This window comes from Paraliobacillus zengyii, from assembly GCF_003268595.1.
GTDB classification, from domain to species: Bacteria; Bacillota; Bacilli; order Bacillales; family Amphibacillaceae; genus Paraliobacillus_A; species Paraliobacillus_A zengyii.
Genome location: NZ_CP029797.1, coordinates 2,275,051 through 2,296,331, shown reverse-complemented (window position 1 = coordinate 2,296,331; position 21,281 = coordinate 2,275,051). Strand labels below are relative to the sequence as shown.

The window sequence follows — 21,281 nt, the reverse complement described above, 5'->3', positions numbered from 1 at the left end:
ATGAAAATAAATAAACATGTAAGTTATTATATGAACCAATACAAAGCTGGCAAAATAAAAGTCAGTAAGTATGTGGTTCTTTTATTTTCTTATTTAAAAAACTATGTTCTAAATCGTGATGATATTTATTTTGATGAAGTAACTCATGAAAGGTATATTGCTTTTACAGAAAAGAATTATTTCAAATTAATGCCGTTTCAAAAATTCATTACAGCTTTTGTTTTCTTGTATTACAAAGAAGGAAATTACCCGTTCTTTGAACAGTTCTTTTTATATAAGGCTCGTGGTGCTGGAAAAAATGGATTAATTTCATCATTAACTAATTTCTTTATTAGTGATCTACATGGCATAAAAAATTATAACGTTTCGATTGTAGCCAACAGTGAAGACCAAGCAAAGACTTCTTTTGAAGAAGTGTATAACACGATTGAGCATGATGGAAAAAAGGGTGTATTACAGTCCCTGTTTTACCATACGAAATCTGAAGTTGTGAGTCGCACGAATGGAAGCAAGATTAAGTATCACACGTCGAATGCAAAAACTAAAGATAGTTTGCGTGATGGATGTGTCATATACGATGAAGTACACGAATATGCAGACTCGGCTATTGTGGATGTATTTTCTTCTGGTCTAGGTAAAGTCAAGCATTCTCGCGAATTTTTCATCACGACAGATGGTTTTATTCGTGGCGGTTACTTAGATGATTTAAAAGAACGTGCTATTCGAGTATTAAATGGTGAATCCTTAGACGATCCATTGTTTGTGTTTATGGCAACGCTAGATGATGAAAAAGAAATGGACGATCCTTCTAATTGGCAAAAGGCAAATCCAATGTTTCATGAACCAATGAGTGCGTATGGAACAGAGTTGTTTCGAAAAGTTAAAACGCAATATATCACATTAGGAAATTCCAAAGCTTCTGCACGCATACGATTCATGACGAAACGAATGAACTGCCCAGCGACAGATTTAACGGCATCCGTCGCCACTTGGGATGAAATTAAGGCGACAAATAGACCGTTCCCGGAATTAAAACATCGAACTGCTGTTGGTGGATTGGACTTTGCAAGTATCAGAGACTTTGCAGCGGTTGGATTGCTGTTTAAGGTCGGCGAAGATTATATATGGAAAACTCATTCATTTGTCAGACGTGGCTTTTTAGATGCTGTCGATGTAAAAGCGCCAATAGAGGATTGGGAAGAAGAAGGATTACTAACCATATTAACGGGCCCAGTAATTGATATAAAACACATTGTTAATTGGTTTGTAGAGATGCGAGAAATATATGGTTTGAATCGGATTGTCGCAGATACGTTTAGACTTGATCTCGTAAAGACAGCACTTGAAGCAGAAGGATTTGAATTAATTTATATACGTAATCCAAAGGCAATTCATTCCTTGTTGGCTCCTCGAGTAGAGACACTTTTTGCTCAACAACAAATTATTTATGGCGAGAATCCATTAATGCGTTGGTTTACGAACAATGTTTATGTGCATATAAAAAAAGATGGCAATAAAGAGTATCTGAAAAAGGATGAGGTTAGGAGAAAAACAGACGGTTTCCAAGCGTTTATTCATGCATTATGGCAAGCTGATAATATTCTAGAAGATGAAGAGGCGTTTTATCTAGATGATATTGCATTTTAAGGAGGTGATCAATTGGGGTTATTCGATTTATTCAGGCGGCAGAGTGAGCTAAACCAGATGTACGACCTAGACTTATTGGAAAGCACATCAGAACGGATCCACATGAAAAGACTGGCTATACAAATATGTGTGAATTTAATCGGTCGAACTATTAGTCAATCAGAGTTTCGTATCAAAGATGGCAAGAAGCTTATTAAAGACGAGCTGTATTATCGCTTGAATGTACGTCCGAACAAAAATATGTCTGCAGCACGGTTTTGGCAGACAGTCATTTATAAATTGATCCATGACAATGAATGCTTAATCATTAAGTCAGATAACGATGATCTATTGATAGCAGATGACTTTTACCGTGAAGAATATGGCTTGGTGGAAGATACATTTAAAAGTGTTACAATTAAAAATTTTACGTATCAGAGGATATTTTTGATGTGCGATGTAATCTACTTGGAATATGACAACGAGAATTTAGCAAAACTATTAAATTCGCTTTACAGTGATTACGGGCAGTTGTTTGGTAGATTGTTAGAATATCAGAAATTCAAAAACCAAATACGCGCTACAGTCGACATGGAAAATGTCAATCCGAAGGATAAAGAGAATCAAGAGAAGCTTCAAAATTTTATTAATCGTATGTATCAATCGGTTAAAGAGAAGACTTTTTCAATTATTCCGCAACAAAAAGGCTTTAAGTATGAGGAACATTCTAAGCCGAGTGGCTCAGGACAAACCATTGATGATATTAACAAAATCACCAATGGTTTTTTAGACCAGGTAGCAAAAGCGGTTGGCATTCCGCCATCACTTGTACATGGGGAGATGGCAGATGTTGAAAAGCATACAAGAAACTTTATGACCTTTTGCATCGACTCACTTCTAAAAAAAATAAAGGATGAGTTTGACGGCAAATTTTTTTCGAAGCAAGAGTATTTAAGTGGAAAGCGAATGGACATAAGACGTATAACTTACCGTAATATGTTTGATGTAGCAACTGCAGTAGACAAGCTGAGATCATCCGGTGTGGCAAATGGCCATGAATTACGAGATGAGTTAGGAATGGAGGAGTCTGATGATCCGATTCATGAGAAATATGTTATTACGAAAAACTATTCTGAAACCGTTGAAGGAGGTGAGAAAGAGTGAAAAATTTCGACTTAAACAAAGTCTTACAAATCAAACAAGTTTTAGATATTAAGAACCAAGCTGAAAAGGGATTAAAACTATCAATCTATGGTTTTATTGGCGGTTGGAGAAACAGCGCTGAAAATATCCTGCAACAAATTGAAATTGCAGATGTTGAAGAAATCCATGTTCATATCAATAGTGGTGGTGGCTCAGCATTTGATGGAATAGCAATAGGAAATATCCTTAAAAAACACAAAGCGAAGGTAACTATTCATATCGATGGATGGGCAGCCAGCGCTGCCTCTATAATCGCAATGGCTGGTGATGAAATCATTATGCCAAGCAATACCATGATGATGATTCATCAAGCTAGCACATTTGAATATGGTAACGCTGCTATCTTTGAAAAAACTGCAAAAGATTTACGTAAAGTTGATAAAGCGGTGACAGCATCATATAGTAATCGCTTTGTCGGCAGTCATGAAGAACTAATTGAATTGTTAAATGATGAGACGTGGTTAAACGCAGATGAGGCAGTTGCTTTAGGATTTGCAGACAAGGTAGCAGATGAAATTGAAATTGAAGACATTGAACAGGAAAATGAAGAACCTGAAAATGTAAATGAAAGCATAGTTGCGAAATATGTAGCTAAAGCAAAACCAAATAATCAAAAACCAAAAGAGCCTACTCCTGCTGAACCAAAGCAGAATATGAGTAAGCTTTTTTTAAATTTAAAATAAGAGGAGAATAACTATGCCAATCAAATTTAATAATTTTGAGGAAAAGAAACAGGATTTTGCAAAAGCAACTGCAAATGGTACAGAAGAAGAACAAACAGCAGCTTTAAACAGTATGTTAGAATCACTTGCTAACGATGTACAAGGCCATATTTTGGATCAAGTTAACACACAAATGGCAGACAATGTTGCTTTGCAATCACGAGGTCAAAATGTGCTAACTAGTGCAGAATCTAAGTTTTTTAACGCTGTGATTGAAGAGGGTGGATTTAAGGAAACAGATACTCTTCCAGAAACTACTCAAGAGAGAATTTTTGAGGATATTGTAAAAGAACATCCATTACTAAGTGCTATTGGCATTCAAAATTTAGGAGCGGTTACTGAATTTATTTATTCCAACGATCCAGAAGGTGCAGCCGTTTGGGGTCCATTATTTAGTGAAATTAAGGGTCAACTAAACGCTACGTTCCGTAAAGAAAAAATCGAACAACTTAAATTAACTGCATTTGTTCCCATTGCAAAGGATATGTTAAAACTTGGACCAGCATGGGTGGAGCGATATGTTCGTACACTTATTTCTGAAGCGATGAAAGTTGGTTTAGAAAAAGGGTATGTTACTGGGCGTGGAATGAACCAAAACGAACCAACTGGATTACTTAAAACAGTAGATACAGAAACTGGGGCAGTGACTGATAAAGCATCTGCAGGAACTTTAACGTTTGAACCAGGCCGTACAACAATTAATGAGTTGAAACGTGTAGTAAAAAAACTAGCTGAGAAATTAAAGCAAGATGGGTCTGTTGCAGATCAACCTCGTAAAGTTGCAGGTAAAGTGGTAATGGTTACAAATCCGTTTGATACGTTTGATATCCAAGCAAATGCAACAACACAAAATGCAAATGGCGTATATGTGACAAACTTACCATTCAATCCAATAATGACGGAATCAGTATTCGTTCCTGAAGGCAAGGTACTGTTCTTTGTGAAAGGGGAATATATCGCAGCTATTGGAGGCGGAGTAGAAACAAACCGTTACAAAGAGACGCTCGCATTAGAAGATGCAGATGTGTTTATTGCAAAGCAGTTTGCAACAGGTAAGCCTAAAGATAATAATGCTGCACAAGTATATAATTTAGAACTAAATCTTGAAGAACCTGCAGGAGCATAATTGGAGGTGGTCTAGTTGGTCACTGAAGAAATTTTAAAAGAATTTAAAGATCGTATGCATATATCTCATAGTGGGGAGGATGACAATTTAAAACGATTGTTATCCTTTTCTTATGCTTACGTTGAGAGTAAATGTGGAGCATTTGAGCTTCAGGGAGAAACGACAATTGATATTCGAGCAATGGAGCTAGTACTAGAGCGTACAAGATACGCCTATAACGATGCCGTTGAATATTTTGAGGATAATTTTCTAAGTGATATTAATTCACTTGGGATAGACATGATATTTGCTGAGGAAGGTGATACAGATGAGGGAGTTTAAGTATAAGCCACCACGTGTGCATAGTGGTGAATTGCGGACACCCATTACCTTTTTTGAGTATACTCCTAACCCTGGACCTGAACCAGGTGAGAAAGAAGAAACGACACTCTATGAATGCATGGCCAAGATTGATGAAGTGTGGATGAAAGATGTGGAACTGGCGAAGTCCAATGGTACTTTGTCTGATATCACTATTGTTATAAGGGATCCTTTACAAGACTATATTCCCACTGATAAGCATTATATTTTAATTGATCACCCGCAGTACAAAGACAATCGATATAATGTGAAGCAGGTACAACCGGATCCGCAAAATAACAGGTTTATTAATGTTATAGCGAGATTGGTCAAATGAGTGTGAAAATAAAGGGATTAAAAAAACTGCAAAATGAACTAGAACATAAACTGGGTCAAAAGACGATGCAACAAATTATTGACAAGGCTTTACTTAATGCAGCCAAGGAATTTGTTAAAGTACTCGAGAAAGAATTCGAAAGTTTCAAAGACACGGGTGGAAGTATCGAGGAAATAACTATCAAAGGTCCAGAATGGATAAATGGTGTTCGTGTAGTAACAATCCATTGGAGAGGTCCGAAAGGCCGTTATCGTATTATTCACCTCAATGAATGGGGAACCATTAACAATCCTAATCCAAAAGGTAAAGGTGCTATTTCCAGGGCATTAAAAAATAGCAAAAAGGTATATCGAGATGCGGTCCGTAAGGCCTTGAAAGGTGGCTTTTGATGGATATTCTAGATATGATTTATGAAGCCTTAGTAGCAGATGCATACATTAAAGAACAGGGGTTGGAAAGGATTAAGTTTTATGAATACCCTGAAACAGGTGAAGTACATGAGCCTTATATTGTCATAGATCCTGTTGCCCCACCGTCGCCAATTGATTTTGCAGATAACAAATGGACTAAGCTAGATTACTTTCTGCAGATTGATGTTTGGAGTCCAGATAGAAAACTGACTGATCAAATAGCAGACAAGATCCTTAACATCATGTGGAGTAAATTCGGTTTCTCTCAACATCCTGGACCAAAAGAATATGATCAAGGAGTTTTCCGTGATGCTAGAAGGTATCGCGGTTCTTTGTATAGAGAAGATTTTAATAATTTATAGGAGTGATTAGAATGCCAGAAGAAAAGAATTATAGAGCTTCAACCGGTGTAGATGAGTTTTACTATGGTGAAGTTGGAGATGCATTAATAACAGAAGCGGTTGAAAGAGTGAAGTTTTTGCAAAATATAACTGTTGATATGCCACAAGACGTTGTACGAGCCTATGGTGACAATGGAACAGCAGAAATGGCTGTATCTAGTGGTGATGTTAGTGTAACTTCTGTATTTCATAAAATCCCCATCGAAGACAAACAAAAGTTATTGGGATGGGAAACCGTTGAGGGATTAACAGCTGCAGGTAGTAATGACAATCCACCATATGTGGCCTGTATATTTGCTAAGACTTACGAGGATGGATCCCGTGAATACGTTGGCTTACCTAAAGGTATTTTCAATAGACCTTCTGTTAGTGGTAGTACTAAAAGCGGAAGCACGGAGTTTTCAACTGAAGAAATTTCAGCTCAGTTTATGGACCGAGAAGTACCAGGATTTTCAGAAGAAAAGTCTGTAATTTTTGCACAAGACGCTAAAGGCGAAACTGTTAATCGCGATGCTTTGTTTATGAAAGTCTTTGGCATAGCACACCCTGAAGCAGAACCGGAGGGAGCATAATATGAGTAATAAACTAACTGTTGATGAAATTAAAAAGCAATTGGACGAGAAAGAAATCGACTATAAAAGCAACATGAATCGTGATGAACTTCTTAGTCTTTTAGAAGGAGATTCAGAAGATCAAACTGAAAGTGAAACAGATACAAAAGAAACACCTTCAGAAGAGGTTGAAAAAGAAGAGGATAAGCCTAAGCAATATGTTGTTATTCATGACTTTAAAGATCTTGAGGACCGAGATATTATTTATACCAAAGATGATATTTACCCGAAACGCACAGATTCAGAAATAAGTGATAAACGTATCCAAGAATTAATGTCCGATCAGAACAAAATAGGAAAACCATTGATCAAAGAGCAGGGATAAAACCTTGTTCCTTTTATTTAGGAGGAATAAATATCATGGCCAATTTAAAACGAAATATGCTTGAACTTGTGAAAAATCCAGAAGGCGTTCTGAAAGGTGACGAACCCGAGATTGAAAAAGTATGGACGCCTGCTTTTATACCGTTGAGAGTTGCTCGTGATGCCATTGAGGTTTGGCATGAGGTAGAGGCTAATACAAAAATGTCGGAAGCTGATAAATTTGATAAGATCGCTGATTTTGTGGCCAATGAAGTTTTTGCCGGAAAGATTACAACAGATGACATATACAATCGTCTCCACGCACCAGGTGGACAAGACGTCTTAAAACAACAACTTATTTTTGTGGCGCAAGGTCAACAGTCTGATGACACAAAAAACTTCATGGCGAAGAAAAATTAGAGGATGAGGATTTTTCTATCGCCAAGCAAGCTGAATATCTAGATATACTCATCCACAAATTAATGCGCAATGGAAAGGATATTAACGAAATACTAGATATGCCTATCCATTACGTTGTGCAACTCATGCAAGATAAAAATAAACCAAGAGAAGAAAAGTCACTCATTTCTGCTTTTGGTGGTTAAGAAGGGAGATAAAAGATGGCTGAAAGAATAGAAGGCTTGTCCATTGAGCTAGACCTAGAAACGATGAAAATCAATTCTGGTCTTAAAGATTTAAAATCCCAATTGACCACGGTCAACAGCGAAATGAAAGCTAACATGTCTGCTTTTGATCGTAGTGATAAATCAATCGGCAAATATGAAACACGTCTTCAAGGATTAAACAAAAAGCTAGAGGTACAACAAGCCGTAACAGAGAAAGCCTATACCAGCTATGAAAAGCTGGTCAAACAACACGGTGAAGGATCTAAAGAAGCACAAAAAGCTGCGAAGGAATATAACAACCAAGTTGCTTCTTTAAATAATTTAAGTCGTTATGTTGAACGTGTGGAAAATGATTTATCTCAATTAAGAGAAGAGCAACGCGTAGCTAACTCTAACTGGGCAAAGATGGGCGATCAACTTGATAAAGCAGGAACTAAGCTTAAAAGATTTGGTGATAAAGCGAGTGGCATAGGGAATACGATGTCAACTACGCTTACACCAGCGGTGCTAGGTATGGGGACAGCTATGGGGTTAGTTACATCTAGTTACGAGGATTCTACTGTAAAGATACAAAATTCGTTAGGTTTAACTGCAGCAGAAGCTAAGGAACTGACGGATATTTCAAGAAATATTTATAAAAATGGTTTTGGAGAAAGCGCAGATGAAATTGATAATGCTTTGTTACAAACCAAGCAAAATATAAAAGATATAAACAATGAAGATCTGGAACGAATCACTGAGAAAGCTTTTCTATTAGGTGAAACATTCGAAGCGGACGTAAACGAGGTCACACGAGCAGGAAATAATGTCATGAAAGGATTTGGTCTTGAAGCGGATGAAGCCTTTGATTTGATGGCTAAAGGGGCGCAGAACGGACTCGATTTTAGTAATGAGATGTTTGATAATCTCAGTGAATATTCCACTCTGTTTGGAAATATGGGCTATTCTGCAGAAGAGTATTTTGAGTTGCTACAAAAAGGTACCGAAGCTGGTGTTTACAATCTTGATTACATCAATGACATAATGAAAGAATTTCAGATTCGTGTGAAGGATGGAAGTAAAACGACTTCTGAAGCAATGGGACTACTTTCTAAAGACACGCAAGGTGTATGGAAAGAGTTTGAAAAGGGTGATAAGACTGTAAAAGACGTTTCCAATGCCGTATTAAAAGAGCTAGAGGGTATGGACGATCAGGTTGCTGCTAACCAAATTGGAGTTGAGCTATTCGGTAGACGAGAGTTGTGCCGAAGTAAAATCGCTTAAAAACGGTGAAGGCTAAGTAAATTGCAAATACAATATGTTATAATTGAGCTTAGGGCTAGGTTGGCGAACCGAAAAGCAGTTTCCCGACTGCCTACCCTTCTAATATAACCGGGGACAACTTCGGGAGGTTGTTGAATTGAATAAAACTTGTATTGACTGCGGGGAAACAAAATCTATTAATCTATTCGTCATAGATAAGTCCAAAAAAGATGGTCACAGGAAAAGGTGTAAAAAATGTGAAAATCTAAGAAGAAGAAAAACCCCAGTACCGCCAGTTCCAAAAGAAGGTTACAAGTTTTGCGCTGATTGTGGCAAAGAAAAATCATTAAATGAATTTAATATTCGCTTTAATACGGGGAAGAGAAGACCTTTCAGCTACTGCAAACCTTGTGAACATAAAAGGGATAAGAATAAATATAAACATGAATGTAAAAAATGTGGCAAGAAATACAGTAGTGGTAAAATGAAATCCACTTATTGCAAAGAATGTCATGACAAATTTTTCATAAAAACTTATTCTATCCTTGGTACTTTTGATTGGAGTGGAAAAAACAATCCAATGCATGGCATTCAACGCTTCGGAAAAGCTAATCCAAACTATAGACCTCAAATAACTACTGAAGAACGAGAAATAGGAAGATTGTTTGAAGGATATGGAGTTTGGAGAAAGAGCGTATATGAAAGAGACAATTATACATGCCAATGCTGCGGTGATGATAAAGGTGGAAACCTCCATGCTCATCATCTTGATGGATATAACTGGTGTAAAGAAAAACGAATAGATATAGATAATGGCATCACTCTCTGTGAAGATTGCCATAACAAATTCCACAAGAAATATGGGAACAGAAACAATACTAAACAACAATTTATAACATATGTGAGAAATAAGGAGTACCTGATGTAGGTGCTCTTTTTATAATGTGATTTATATGCTAATACCGTGGTAATCAAAGAAATTAAAAAAACTTTGACACCGTAACGCATAGAAGGTGAAACTCAACATTGAGAATATAAACCTTCCACGAGTGAGCGACAATCATCTCTGTTGATTGAAAATGTATGCTGAGCTGGGTATGAATGGACGTACCGTAATGCGGGGAAACCCCCAGAAGTAGAGGATAAAAAGCCTTTACGATAACAAACTGACAAAGTTCGAAGATCTTGAAGCCGATGCAGTCTATTCACTTGGGGGTATTGGTGAAGGGTTAGAAGATGTAGACGGTACTATGGATGACATGACTAAAAATGCTGAGCGATCGATATCCAAACAGTGGAAGGCTACTTGGCGTGAAGCTAAGGAATTCTTGTTACCAGTTGGTGAAACGCTACTTGATTTTACTCGAGATGTACTTCCAGATGTAAAAGACGGAATTGAGGACGTCACTGAGTGGTTTGAAGAATTAGACGAAGAAGGAAAGAAAAACATTATCATGCTAGGTGGTATTGCTGCAGCAGCGGGTCCCGTTTTATCTGTTGTTGGAGGTATTAGTAGTGGAGTCGGCGGATTGATTAAAATAACTGGCGGTTTATCCAAAGTATTGGGAATCGCAGGTGGAAAGGGCTTGCTTGGGCGTATAGGGTTAATGGGCATTACGGGCGGTCCTGTAGGTTTGGCTATAGCTGGCATAGGCGGATTAAGTTATGGGATTTATGAATTAAGTAAATCGATGAATCAAAACACAGAAGACACACTTAAATCAATCGAATCTAGAAAAGAAGAAATAGAATCTGTTGATGAACTTATAGAACAATTTGTTGCCTTACAAGAAAAAAACAAGCTATCCACGGATGAAATGTTACGTTACATGGATGTTGCAGATGAATTAAAAGAAGCGAAAACAGAAGAAGCTATCGAAAAGCTAAAAGATGAACAAGCAGAATTGCTTGAAAAGTCTACTCTAACTAATGATGAAATGCGAGATTTTTTAGAATTGAATGAGGATGTAGTTGAAAAATCACCTAGTACTGCTTCAGCTATATCAGAACAAGGAAATGCGTACGCTGAAGTATTAGAAGAACTTGAAAAATTAAACAATGCTGAAAAGCAAAGATTAATTGATGATACGTATGATGCCATAACTGCGGAAATGGATAAACAAAAAGAAAATCTAAAAGAACAAAAAACATTACAGCAAGAAATTGCAGCTAAGGAGTTAGAGCGTGAGGATGCGCTAGATAGATTATCAGAGTTATCCGAACAAATAAAGGACAAGGATTTAGAAATAGCAGACATAAAGAAAGACTTACTTACCCTAACTGGTAATGAGAGATTAGAACTGGCTGAAAAACTATTGCAAGAAGAAGAAGCACGTAAATTGTTAATAGATCAAAAGGGTATGCATGATCAGATAATAACTGGCATTGACACGACCATTGCTAAAAAGGAAAAATCATTAGAAGAAACCCAAAAAGAATTAAATGCATTTGAAACTTTGATAGGCGAGTATGAAGCGATAATTCTTAAACAATCAGGTGTAAACGCTGAAAAAGGACAAGGGCTAAAAACAGTTCAAAAAGAAATTGATGAACTGAATAAACAAAAAGGTAAACTTGATGAATTAAAGTATTCTGGCGAATTGAATACGCAAGAATATCAAGATCAAATAGGTATGATCGATTCCCAAATAGGCAAACTTGAAGACGCACAAAAAGAGTTACGGACGATGAATGAGCTTGCAGGCAAAACAATTTATCAGGACCATAATGTTACCGTTAAATTTTATGCTCGTTATTCAGGGTTTAAGCAAGGCGACTCGGCTAATATTGGTCTAGTTGGAGGTGGCGGACATGTACGACAATATGCAACAGGTACTGACCATCATCCAGGGGGAATATTTTTAGCTGGTGAAGAAGGATTTGAACTAGGGCGCTTGGGTAATCAGTGGGAAATGCTTGGTTTAGGCATGTACGATAGACCTTCAGGATACCAGGTGTTTACACATGATGAATCGAAAAACATTATGAAAGCATTCAATCCCATGCCTGGTTATGCAACGGGCATTAGTCCAGCAGGCGAAGCAGACAGAATAGTAAGTAATTTGAGAAATAATCCGTTTAACAAGTTACTAGCGTTGTTAGGTAAGCAAAGTAATTCATCTGGTCAAACAAATAGATCAACAAAAACAGCAGTGGATTACACGAAAGATTTACTTAATGCTACACTACAACAAAACGAAATCTTAATGCAATTGTTGGCGAAGGATATAAATCCTATCATAGATTCCAGGTCCCTAGGAAAGGGTCTTGAACCTGTTATAACAGAAACACAGAATCGGAAGCAGAAGGTGAGGGAGAAATTTGGCGTATAAATCTATAACGTTTAATGGTGTGAGAAAAGACTGGTTATATATTGAACGTGGACGAAGCAAACCTCCCTTTGCGGCCAGAAGTAGAAATCTGTTAACAGTACCAGGTTATCCAGGCGGTTACTTGCAATCAACAGACATTGAACCATTAATTATTAATCAACCTGTAGGATTTCATATTAAAGATGATGCAGATGAATTGATCAAAAAAGATGAATTAGCAGAATGGCTCATCACAGATGAAGTTGTCGAGTTGCAATTTGATGATGAACCAGGACGAATTTATTATGCAGTCGTTCAAAATTCCATTGATGACTTTGAAAAAATGTCACGATTGAGAAAAGGAACAATACAATTTATTTGCCCAGATCCATATGGGTACGGTGAAGAAAAGCCATTTGTCACTGAATCCGATTATTTTCAAATTACAAACACGGGTACCGCAGAATCCGAACCAATCTTTGAATTTGAAATCCTTGCTCCTATTACATTTTTACTGATACAAAATCAATTGGGTACGTACAATATGATTGGTCAACCTGTTGATGTCGACAGCATTGTTTATAATCCACTTACTAAAATTCTTGATAACACTATGGCAACTACAACTGGATGGACGAATGCAAATCAAGTTGATAATGGCGTAATTTCAGGAACGATGACATCTGACGGCGATAAGTTTATCGTATCTAGTTTTGGTAGTCCATCGGATGGATCCAAATGGTATGGTCCAGCACTAAAAACAAGTTTATCGGAGACACTACAAGATTTTGTAATGGATATTTCATTAAGTAACTTTAATAGTGTTGCAGGCGTGGGTCGTGTAGAAGTGTATTTGCTTGATGTCAATGGTAGTGTCATAGCTAAAATTGCACTTACTGATTCGTGGGAAGCGGTAAAGAGGAATCGGATGGAAGCCTACATCCAAGATGTCAACGGTGATAGAAAATATCTAATGACACTCAGTCAAACAACAGACGAATCCAATGGTGAGCTTTGGGATGACTTCTTAGGGATTTTAAGACTAAGAAGAAATGGAAACGTTTGGACTTCCTACATTGCTAAAGTCGATAATGGCGTGCACAGTGCAAGAGAGACAAGCTATTTTAATGATGGAGAAGGCACATATCAACGTCCTGTTGCACAAATTCAAGTTCATATTGGAAAATTTGGCGACTATGAAACGACTGAAATGGCAATACGTGATACACGATTTTGGAAGATTAATCAGCCATCTGATGCTGAAGTCCCTTATATTGCATATCAAGGAGACAAAATTATTTTCGATCATACGAATAATGGGCAAGTTTATATCAACGGTGAACCGTATGAATCTAGTATTTTAGGTGCAGATTTTTTCGCTTTGGAAAAAGGAGAAAACAATTTAATTGTAATGCCTGAAAATACGGTAAACACAAGTGGTAGCTATCGTAATAGATATCTATAGCCTGTCATAGAGGAACGGAGGTGAGAAAAATGAGTCAGGTTTTCATAGCGAATGGCCAAACAGATCAAGCTCTGGGACATATTCGATATCGCAATGTTCTTTCAAACAGCCATAAAAAGTCTTTAGAAGATGGTAGTGAACTGTTTGATTTTAGTACACATGCGGATCGAGATTATGCTACTTATATTGCTGGTAATAACCGTGTGATTATACCTGGTGAAGATGGCGAGTTTTTAGAGTTTATTATCTATGAAATACAAGAGAACAGAATAGATAGACAACTAGAAGTTTATTCGTATGGTAGTTATGCAGCGTTAAGTACTGCAAAAGTAATTCAACCACATACATCACAAGCTTTATCTGCTGAATCTCACGGTAATCAAGCGTTAGACGGAACGGAATGGCAAATGGGTACCGTGTTTTTTAATGGTGTAAGAACCATTACTTTTGATGATTACACAGATCCACATACCTATTTAAAGAAAATTGCATCTGTCTTTGGTTTAGAATTAAGATTCCGAGTGGAACAAGAAGGTGGAAAAATAAGCGGTCGTTATGTCGATCTAGTTGAAAAGGTCGGACAATGGCGCGGTAGACGTGTTGAGTTTGGAAAAGACTTAATTGGTTTGAAGCGTATTGAAAACACGGAAGATATTGTTACTGCGCTTGAAGTGTTGGGTCCTCTTGATGAAGATGGTAATAGATTAACTGTGCTAGTAGAAGATCAAGATGCATTACAACGTTGGGGACGAGATGGAAAGCACATCATCAAACCCTATGAACCGCAGTTTGGTGTAGAAGAAAATGCAACCGAAGAAAGATTGATCGAACTAGGTGAACAGGAATTAGCAAAGCGTATTAATGCTATTGTGAGCTATGAGGGTACGATTGCAGATTTGGAAAAGGTACCAGGTCTTGAAAATAAAAAGATTCGTTTTGGTGACACCATTCAAATAAAAGATACAAGTTATGAACCAGCTTTATATTTAGAGGCAAGGATCTACTTTCAAGATCGGGATATTAAAGATCGAGCAGAAAAGCAAGTGCAATTAGGCGACTTTGTAGAATACACCGAAGCAGAGGCCAACAGCATTTGGCAATCACTACAAGCACAATTGCGCAAGAAAATAAGTCAAGCTGACCTAGAAGAAGTCACCTATACGAAAGATGAGGTCGATCAAAAAGACGAACCAGGTAATGATGCAAAGGATAAATTAGATAGTGAAGTTGGCCAAGCTGTTATTGAGACGACAACGGGATCGCAAGATAAAGCTGATCATGCACAATCTAGCGCTGAAAGTAATGCAAACAACTATACAAATACAGTTAAAACACAGATTGATGGAGAGTTATTAGATAAGGCAAATCTTGAATATGTAAATGGTGAGCTACTTTTAAAAGCAGATAGCTCAACTGTCCAAACAATAAATAATACGGTAAACGATCTAGAAACCACATCTAGTAATTTACAACAATCCGTAATAGATAATGCAACTGAGTTAGATGAACAGGATGGGCGAATCACTACTGTAAGCACAAACTTAGACACAGTCGAAGGTAATCTTAATATAGCAATTAGTGATCTTAGTACACTTGATAATACGGTTAGTCAGCAAGGAACCGATATTAATGCAAATTCTACAGCTATCAATCTGAAAGCGAATCAAGATGAGTTAGACACAGTGAGTGGCAATGTATCTAGCTTATCGGGTGAGGTTAACATACTTGCTGGACAAGTAGAATTAAAAGCTGAACAGAGTACGTTAAACAGCCTGTCTGATGATGTAACGAGCATTAGTAATGATGTTAGCACATTAACTGTTAATGTGAATGGCATTAGTGCTGATGTAAGTAGTTTAAATACAACAGTAAATGGCCACACAACCGATATAAGTCAAGCTAATAGTAGCATAAGTCAGCTATCAGATGAAATATCAAGCAAGATAGAACAAACTACATTTAATAGTCTAGAAGGTCGAGTTGATAGTGCTGAATCTGATATCACACAACAAGCAACTCAAATTAATGCCAAAGCAGAATCAAGTACAGTGAGTGCTATTGAATCACGAGTTAGTAGCGCCGAATTAGATATTGATGGACTTAATGGTCAAATAAGCTTGAAGGCTAATAGTATAACTGTTAATGATATAGAAAACAGGGTATCGAGTGTAGAACTGAATATTGATGGTCTCGATAGTGAGATAGATTTAAAAGTAAATAAAAACGGTGTGATTGCATCTATAAATTTATCTAGTGAGAGCGCTACGATTGATGCAACTAATATAAATCTTGTTGGTGCAGTAACAGTCTTATCTGATATCACTGGCAATCTAGGAATTATTAATGCAGGTGAGATCAACGGTATAGATATTAATGGATCAACTTTTAATTCAGTAACAGATGCAAGAAATTATACCAGGATTGAAAATAACCACATTGTTGCAGAGGGTGATTTTTATAGTAGCATAGGTGGTTCAGGAGACGGAACAAATAACTCTTATGGATTATTCTCGCTAAATAATGGTAAGTTTTCGCTTAAAACAGGACTAATAAACGCTGATAGTTCAAGGCAGTCGGTTAACACTGAGGTCAAAATTGAAGCAGTTGGTATATCTGTAGTATCCGCAGGTGGCGGAGGCACTTATATGGGTAATGGAGGCGACATCGGCTTTGGAGATTTTATAGATGGAACCAATAGGACTGCAGCGGTATATACGCAGGGTAACAATTTATATTTAGACGCAACAGGTACAGTTGTATCACAGACTAGTTTCCGATCAGATGGAAATCTTTATTCAACAGGTGCTTACAACACAACCACAGGTGCTTCATCAAACGTGTATATATCTACAGCAGGACAATTTGCGCGTGTAACCTCAGCCAAGAAATATAAGACAGATATACAGGCTGTCGACATTGATTATAATAAGATTTTAGATTTAAAACCAAGTCATTGGTTTGATAAAGCAGAGGTCGCTGAAAATGGCGGAATCACAGATGGATTAAAAAGATACTACGGTTTAATTGCTGAAAATGTTTTTGATGTAGGATTGAGTCAATACGTAACATTTAATGGAGATGAAATAGAAGGCATTGAGTATGATCGCTTATGGACTTTATTAATTCCAGTTGCTAATGATCATGCGGACCGTATTAAATATTTAGAAATGGAGAACCAGGTACTTAAACAAAAGGTAGCGAAATTAGAGGAGGCAGCATAATGCAAGTAACAATTAAAAACGCACAATTAGGGCAGGCAACCAGCCTGCTTTTTGATTTGAATTTAAAACGCAAGCAGTCAAGACACCGTACTGAGTTTATTAAAATATTGGCTGAAAGGTCAAAAAAAGTAGAAGAGCAACGCAAGCAAATCGCTGAAGAACATTCTAAAAAAGATGATGAAGGCAAGGCAATTATTAATGATGACAGGTATGATATTGAAGATCAAAAAGCTTTTAAAGAGGATTATCAAGAATTGTTGGATGAATCGTTAATCATTGAGGGCGGTGATGCGCAAGGTATGCTTAAAACAGTTAAAAAGGTATTAGATGAATGTGATAAAGAATTTAGTGGCCAAGAAGCAGTTGTATATGATTACTTGTGTGAACAATTTGAAAAAGGAGATGGAGCTGAATGAATATAACCATTACGAGTGTATCTATGAATTATGATGTTGATGGACAAGAAATAGAAAGTGTGAAGGTTCATTTTCAAGGAAGAGACGAAGATCGGACCATTAATGTGAATGGTTATATCCCGTTGACAACTGAACAGTATGCAGGAAATGAAGCGCCTAGCGCATTGGAAGTATTGGTTAGACAGAAAGTAGCTACAAAAATTATGGATGATGGGAGTGCAGCATAATGTCTAATAAAGTTGAACAATTAGAGAAACGAATATTAGAGTTAGAAGCACAAGTAAGTCATCTAGCTGTAGAAGTAACGTTAAATGCAGATACAAAGCAATTAGCAAAATCAATCTATCAAGAAGTAACAGAATTACAAGAAAAAGAGAAAAGAGCGAGAGAGAAATTTAGCGCCAAATAAGGCGTATTTTTTATGGCTAAAAGTATTGACTAGGGGGTAAGGATTTGCAAAATCAGGAGGAGATGGAAAACATGCCAATATGGCAGGACCACGAAAGAAGGATCGTCACATTAGAGAACACCTTTACTGGTATGTCGCATGAAATGAGGGAAATCAGAACAACGGTTCAGAAGAGTAATGATGAGCAAAAGAAGTTGTTAAACACCTTAATTGAACACCATTTATCAACAAACAAACTAAAGTTATCTAATTTTTGGAAGTTAATTATTAACATCACAGGAGCAGGAGGGCTGATAGCAACAGTCATTTATGCTCTTTTTCAATTCTTGAATTAAATTTGAAGGGAGGTGAGACATATGGAACAAGTATTAATTTTCGCAACAGTATTATTACCGATCGTCACTGCGTTAGTGGAACTATTTAAAAAGTCAGTAAACATACCTAAAAACATTGTGCCTTCAGTAAGTTTTGTTGTAGGTATCGCAATTGGTGCAGTAGCTTACCCGTTTAGTGACCTTGATCTGCTCATGCGTTTATGGGCGGGAGGTTTTGCAGGTTTAGCTGGTACAGGACTGTTTGAATTAGCAGTAAATAAACGAGAAGGGAACACGAAGGATGCCGAATAGGTGTCCTTTTTAATTTGATTAAAGGGAGAGATTTATAATGGTTAATATCATAAAACAATTAGTTCCATCTAGTATTGTAAACAAAAGATCATATGGTTACGGAAATCCAGTAAACTATATAACGGTTCATCAAACAGGCAATGCGAATAAAGGAGCCGATGCGGAAGCACACGCTAACATACAGTCTAAGCTTAATCCTAGAGAAGCTAGTTGGCACTATTCAGTTGACGACAAAGAATCTTATCAATCATTTGAAGATGAAGTTAAATGTTGGGCGGCAACTGATGGCCAAGGTCCAGGTAATACGCAATCCGTACACGTAGAAATATGTATTAATAGCGATGGTGACTATGAAAAAGCTGTTAAAAATGGTGCGGAGTTAGTAAAACATTTATTGGACAAACATAACTTATCACTCAATGACGTTAAACAACATCATGATTGGTACAATAAAAATTGTCCAGCACAATTACGAGCTGGTAAAGACGGTATTACGTGGGGCGACTTCTTGAATATGGTTGAGGGCGAAAAAACTGCAGAAGTGTCAAAAACGCAGGTTAAGTCAGCTACTACAACTAAGTCCAGTACAAAAGCAAATCTAGATGTTGATGGCATACCAGGTGAAGAAACAATCGAAGCGTTGCAAGTGTATTTAGGCACAACAGCAGATAGTTATATTAGCGATCAAGTACACAACCAAGCTACTGATGCATTTGCTAGTGGTATTAACTTTGGTAACGGAAAAAAAGGAAGTCTAGTTGTAAAAGCATTACAAAAATTAATCGGAGCAACACAAGACGGATTGTTAGGACCTAATACAGTTGGTATGCTGCAAAAGTATTTAGGTACACCATATGATAAAGTTATCAGTGATCCGTCGGCTATGGTTAAAGAGTTACAACGTAGACTTAATAAAGGTAATCTATAAAATAATAAGCCCCTTAATTGGGGCTTATTTAAATTAATAGTGGTCTTTTTCTTCATTCCCCTAACAACTTTTCTCTTTCAACGATAAGATTTTTTAATTCCTCTAAATCATCTTGTTCTGCATGGTTTTTGATAAATGACCTTGCTGTACGTCGATAACTAGCAACAGTTGCTTTTTTACGATTCTTTTGTTCCCAATTTCTTGATGCTTTCACTTGTGATGCAGCAGTTTTAGTGTTATTATTTTGATCGTTCATTTTCTAATCGCTCCTTTTCTTTTATTAGTTTTCTTTTTGTATTTAATAAAAACAATTTTCTGACACCAAGAAGAGCAATGATAACCCACAAACCAGACATTATTATATAATACATATTTTTGTGATATACTTAGGGAAGAGAGAGAGGAGTTAACCTCCTCGTCTCGACCGTTTAAGTTTTAGCTTTAGCAATTCGATCTCTAATTTAGTCTTTTGGTTGGACAGCCAAATTTTACGAAAAGTTAGAACCGATATTGCTAAGGCTATTATTTTTACTAAGTATTCCACGTTGCACCTCCTTTCTATATACTCATTGTATAACGTGTGCGTTATAAAATCAAGCTTTTATTACATTAAATATAACTCTTTGGATACACAAATATGAACATTACGTGTCAATATACCTATAAAACGTCATTTTTCACCAAATTCATGCTAATCTGTAAAAAAGTGAGGTGATAAAAATGAGATATGAATTAGTAAGTACAGAATTTGACGAAGAAGTAGGTAAACGAATTATCAAAGTACATGACACCGAAGAGGATTTTACATATATTTATTACGAAGATGAAGTTAAAGAGTTAGACATTCCTAGATTAAAGAGTTTTATCGAAGCAAAATTAGAAACAATTAACACTAGTGTTTATGATGTTTCTACGCAATAAAAAAAGCCCTCACACTTGTGGGGGCTTTATATCCTCTTTATGCTTCTTATAAAATTCATACAATTTAGTTGCATTATCTAACGAAATACTTCCTAATTCTATTTTACCACTTCTAATCCTGGATATATTACTTTCCGATATGCCAGTCTCTTTATTGATTTTATAACCCGTGATATCAGATTCAATTAATTTTCGAATATCTTCTTTCAATATTACTCACCTCATTTTTCTTTATTAACTTTTTAAATGTGATTAATTCGTTGCTTATTTCTTCCAGTTCTCAAGGTTTTTAATTTGATTTTCCGAACCATTCTTCCATTGCTTGAACACTTACAATCCATTCTTTTCTTTGACCATTTGGCTTTTGATAATATTTAATTAAACCACGCTTGATCATTTGATCAAGCTCACTATTTAAAGATGGCTTTAACTTATTTTTAACGGTTTCCTGATTCTTACCCCAACGGTATGCAGCTTCAGCTGGTGTCATATAATTATTAATTTCTTTATCCATAATTCGAAATGTTAGAAGGTCTAATTTCTATTTAGTCTTTTTCAACATTAATACGATTAGTAGCACTGTTAACGATATAATAAAAGAGGATAACGCAATAATAAAGGTCATAATTGAAAACCCCTTTCATGAGTGTTATAGTAGCAGTAAGGAGCACCAACTCCTTACTGCGTGTCGTTTACTCTTTATCCTTTTTGAATATTTTGTAAGCGACGATAGCTGTTATTAATGAAGCGGTGGCTGTTGTTAAAGTGGCTATCGCTTCTATTATTTTACTTAGACCTTCTAACATTTGTTCACCTCCTTATTACTTTATATATTAATTATAACCTTATAAGGTTAATATGTCAAGTGTTTATTGCAAAGAAATATCAACTATATCCTCAATGTTTAAAAACTCCAAACCGTCCGCAACATCAACCTCAATTCTATTTTGATTGAGTGGCTTAATAATAAAACCTTCTATATCTATACATTCGTTTTCTTTCAAAAATAATTTTCACTTTAAATTGCCTTATAGGACT

Annotated in this window: 28 protein-coding genes; 24 read left to right on the top strand and 4 right to left on the bottom strand. The window is 36.5% G+C overall.

What is annotated here, in order from left to right:
* From DM447_RS11715 to DM447_RS11610, 23 genes are all read left to right on the top strand, one after another.
* Entirely contained in the window at positions 1-1,647 is a 1,647-nt protein-coding gene (locus DM447_RS11715) for a terminase TerL endonuclease subunit (protein ID WP_112181385.1), read from the top strand.
* A 75-nt stretch (positions 1,648-1,722) separates the two neighbouring features.
* On the top strand, positions 1,723-2,790 hold the full coding sequence (locus DM447_RS11710) for a phage portal protein (RefSeq protein ID WP_422385899.1): 1,068 nt from the start codon (positions 1,723-1,725) through the stop codon (positions 2,788-2,790).
* Complete coding sequence (locus DM447_RS11705; RefSeq protein WP_112181384.1) at positions 2,787-3,512, top strand: head maturation protease, ClpP-related; 726 nt, start codon at positions 2,787-2,789, stop codon at positions 3,510-3,512. Before DM447_RS11710 ends, DM447_RS11705 begins: the two co-directional genes overlap by 4 nt.
* Positions 3,513-3,525: 13 nt before the next feature.
* The gene (locus tag DM447_RS11700) at positions 3,526-4,677 is read left to right on the top strand and encodes a phage major capsid protein (RefSeq protein WP_112181383.1); all 1,152 of its coding nucleotides are present in this window, start codon (positions 3,526-3,528) and stop codon (positions 4,675-4,677) included.
* 54 nt (positions 4,678-4,731) lie between these two features.
* Positions 4,732-4,998, top strand: coding sequence for a phage gp6-like head-tail connector protein (locus DM447_RS11695; protein ID WP_112182738.1), 267 nt, complete (start codon positions 4,732-4,734; stop codon positions 4,996-4,998).
* On the top strand, positions 4,985-5,353 hold the full coding sequence (locus DM447_RS11690; protein WP_112181382.1) for a head-tail adaptor protein: 369 nt from the start codon (positions 4,985-4,987) through the stop codon (positions 5,351-5,353). Before DM447_RS11695 ends, DM447_RS11690 begins: the two co-directional genes overlap by 14 nt.
* Positions 5,350-5,742 (top strand): hypothetical protein, encoded by a 393-nt coding sequence (locus tag DM447_RS11685; protein WP_112181381.1) that lies wholly within the window; start codon positions 5,350-5,352, stop codon positions 5,740-5,742. The genes DM447_RS11690 and DM447_RS11685 overlap by 4 nt, the downstream gene beginning before the upstream one ends.
* Positions 5,742-6,125: a gp17 family tail completion protein gene (locus tag DM447_RS11680; protein ID WP_112181380.1), complete on the top strand. Its 384-nt coding sequence runs from the start codon at positions 5,742-5,744 to the stop codon at positions 6,123-6,125. The genes DM447_RS11685 and DM447_RS11680 overlap by 1 nt, the downstream gene beginning before the upstream one ends.
* An 11-nt stretch (positions 6,126-6,136) precedes the next feature.
* Positions 6,137-6,736, top strand: a complete 600-nt coding sequence (locus tag DM447_RS11675) for a major tail protein (protein WP_112181379.1) — start codon at positions 6,137-6,139, stop codon at positions 6,734-6,736.
* Between the two features lies 1 nt (position 6,737).
* A complete protein-coding gene (locus DM447_RS11670) occupies positions 6,738-7,100 on the top strand; it encodes a hypothetical protein (protein WP_112181378.1) in 363 nt (120 codons plus the stop codon).
* Between the two features lie 35 nt (positions 7,101-7,135).
* On the top strand, positions 7,136-7,498 hold the full coding sequence (gene gpG / locus DM447_RS11665) for a phage tail assembly chaperone G (RefSeq protein WP_112181377.1): 363 nt from the start codon (positions 7,136-7,138) through the stop codon (positions 7,496-7,498).
* A 62-nt stretch (positions 7,499-7,560) separates the two neighbouring features.
* Positions 7,561-7,683, top strand: a complete 123-nt coding sequence (gene gpGT / locus DM447_RS18690; protein WP_277871490.1) for a phage tail assembly chaperone GT — start codon at positions 7,561-7,563, stop codon at positions 7,681-7,683.
* 15 nt (positions 7,684-7,698) lie between these two features.
* The gene (locus DM447_RS11660) at positions 7,699-8,967 is read left to right on the top strand and encodes a phage tail tape measure protein (protein WP_241964520.1); all 1,269 of its coding nucleotides are present in this window, start codon (positions 7,699-7,701) and stop codon (positions 8,965-8,967) included.
* A gap of 136 nt (positions 8,968-9,103) precedes the next feature.
* A complete protein-coding gene (locus tag DM447_RS11655; protein WP_112181376.1) occupies positions 9,104-9,874 on the top strand; it encodes an HNH endonuclease in 771 nt (256 codons plus the stop codon).
* Positions 9,875-10,205: 331 nt separating this feature from the next.
* Positions 10,206-12,278 (top strand): phage tail tape measure protein, encoded by a 2,073-nt coding sequence (locus DM447_RS11650; RefSeq protein WP_162632642.1) that lies wholly within the window; start codon positions 10,206-10,208, stop codon positions 12,276-12,278.
* Complete coding sequence (locus DM447_RS11645; RefSeq protein WP_112181374.1) at positions 12,268-13,722, top strand: distal tail protein Dit; 1,455 nt, start codon at positions 12,268-12,270, stop codon at positions 13,720-13,722. Before DM447_RS11650 ends, DM447_RS11645 begins: the two co-directional genes overlap by 11 nt.
* Before the next feature lie 29 nt (positions 13,723-13,751).
* Complete coding sequence (locus DM447_RS11640) at positions 13,752-16,943, top strand: phage tail spike protein (RefSeq protein WP_112181373.1); 3,192 nt, start codon at positions 13,752-13,754, stop codon at positions 16,941-16,943.
* A complete protein-coding gene (locus DM447_RS11635; RefSeq protein WP_112181372.1) occupies positions 16,943-17,359 on the top strand; it encodes a DUF1617 family protein in 417 nt (138 codons plus the stop codon). The genes DM447_RS11640 and DM447_RS11635 overlap by 1 nt, the downstream gene beginning before the upstream one ends.
* Positions 17,356-17,586, top strand: a complete 231-nt coding sequence (locus tag DM447_RS11630; RefSeq protein WP_112181371.1) for a hypothetical protein — start codon at positions 17,356-17,358, stop codon at positions 17,584-17,586. Before DM447_RS11635 ends, DM447_RS11630 begins: the two co-directional genes overlap by 4 nt.
* Positions 17,586-17,768: a hypothetical protein gene (locus DM447_RS11625; protein ID WP_112181370.1), complete on the top strand. Its 183-nt coding sequence runs from the start codon at positions 17,586-17,588 to the stop codon at positions 17,766-17,768. Before DM447_RS11630 ends, DM447_RS11625 begins: the two co-directional genes overlap by 1 nt.
* A gap of 44 nt (positions 17,769-17,812) precedes the next feature.
* Positions 17,813-18,103, top strand: a complete 291-nt coding sequence (locus tag DM447_RS11620; RefSeq protein ID WP_112181369.1) for a hypothetical protein — start codon at positions 17,813-17,815, stop codon at positions 18,101-18,103.
* Positions 18,104-18,124: 21 nt separating this feature from the next.
* A complete protein-coding gene (locus DM447_RS11615; RefSeq protein ID WP_112181368.1) occupies positions 18,125-18,394 on the top strand; it encodes a holin in 270 nt (89 codons plus the stop codon).
* A 37-nt stretch (positions 18,395-18,431) separates the two neighbouring features.
* A complete protein-coding gene (locus DM447_RS11610) occupies positions 18,432-19,322 on the top strand; it encodes a peptidoglycan recognition protein family protein (RefSeq protein ID WP_112181367.1) in 891 nt (296 codons plus the stop codon).
* A gap of 52 nt (positions 19,323-19,374) precedes the next feature.
* Here DM447_RS11610 and DM447_RS11605 read toward each other — a convergent pair whose 3' ends face one another.
* On the bottom strand, positions 19,375-19,578 hold the full coding sequence (locus DM447_RS11605) for a hypothetical protein (protein ID WP_112181366.1): 204 nt from the start codon (positions 19,576-19,578) through the stop codon (positions 19,375-19,377).
* A 464-nt stretch (positions 19,579-20,042) separates the two neighbouring features.
* Here DM447_RS11605 and DM447_RS11600 point away from each other — a divergent pair, with 464 nt between their 5' ends.
* On the top strand, positions 20,043-20,243 hold the full coding sequence (locus DM447_RS11600; RefSeq protein ID WP_112181365.1) for a hypothetical protein: 201 nt from the start codon (positions 20,043-20,045) through the stop codon (positions 20,241-20,243).
* Between the two features lie 9 nt (positions 20,244-20,252).
* Here DM447_RS11600 and DM447_RS11595 read toward each other — a convergent pair whose 3' ends face one another.
* The 3 genes from DM447_RS11595 to DM447_RS18685 form a co-directional block, all read right to left on the bottom strand.
* Positions 20,253-20,453 (bottom strand): hypothetical protein, encoded by a 201-nt coding sequence (locus DM447_RS11595; protein WP_241964519.1) that lies wholly within the window; start codon positions 20,451-20,453, stop codon positions 20,253-20,255.
* A 79-nt stretch (positions 20,454-20,532) separates the two neighbouring features.
* Complete coding sequence (locus tag DM447_RS11590) at positions 20,533-20,757, bottom strand: helix-turn-helix domain-containing protein (RefSeq protein WP_112181363.1); 225 nt, start codon at positions 20,755-20,757, stop codon at positions 20,533-20,535.
* Between the two features lie 355 nt (positions 20,758-21,112).
* Positions 21,113-21,247 carry a hypothetical protein gene (locus tag DM447_RS18685; protein WP_277871489.1) on the bottom strand — a complete coding sequence of 45 codons (135 nt, stop codon included), beginning with the start codon at positions 21,245-21,247 and terminating at the stop codon, positions 21,113-21,115.
* Positions 21,248-21,281 lie beyond the last annotated feature (34 nt).